This window comes from Natrinema soli (assembly GCF_028618695.1).
This window is the reverse complement of record NZ_JAQIVI010000532.1, coordinates 1-578: the sequence shown is the minus strand read 5'-3', so window position 1 is coordinate 578 and position 578 is coordinate 1. Positions and strand designations below refer to the sequence as shown.

General features: G+C 66.1%; 2 protein-coding genes. One reads left to right on the top strand and one right to left on the bottom strand.

Annotation, left to right across the window (positions count from 1 at the left end):
- Nucleotides 1–363 (top strand): hypothetical protein (locus tag PGX04_RS25885; RefSeq protein WP_273741125.1); only part of this gene is annotated, 363 nt, incomplete at its 5' end.
- A gap of 22 nt (nt 364–385) precedes the next feature.
- On the opposite strand, the gene PGX04_RS25880 is transcribed toward PGX04_RS25885, so the two are convergent.
- Nucleotides 386–578, bottom strand: a 193-nt coding sequence (locus PGX04_RS25880; RefSeq protein ID WP_273741124.1) for an HAD family hydrolase, incomplete at its 5' end; no start/stop codon positions are given.

Genomic DNA, 578 nt, shown 5'->3' with positions numbered 1-578 from the left:
CCGCTGGCGGATGCGAGCGGCGACCTGCAGTCGGTCTTCGACGGGCTGGTCGGCGAGGGCGGCGTCGACGCCGAGGAGTTGGCCGACCAGATGAGCCAGCCCCGTGAGGCGATCGAACCGATGATCGAAACCTGGACAGAAACGATCGAGCGGGATATCGGGGTCGTCTACGCCCGAATAGGCGCCTACGAGAACCTGCTGGCGTTCGTCAAGTTCTGCAAGCAACGTGACGAGGACGACACCGATCCGTTCGACCTCCCCGAGACCTTCCCCGACGCGGCGGCGCTGCTCAAGCGACTCGAGGAGGGCACCGATACGCAGTACCGCGCGCTGGTACATACGGATCTCCTACCGGACGAATAGCGCGGCGTTCGCATCTGCTTTTCTAGACGATCGTCTCGAAGGCCTCGAGCGACGCGAGTTCGTAGGTCGGCACGTGCTCGTCGGGGCCCTCGTCGCGGCCGATATCCAGCCAGGCCGAATCGAGCCCCATCGCGTTCGCACCCGCGATATCGGCGTGGAGCGAGTCGCCGACGTGGATCGTCGCGTCGGGCGCGACCTCGAGTTCGGCGAGCGCG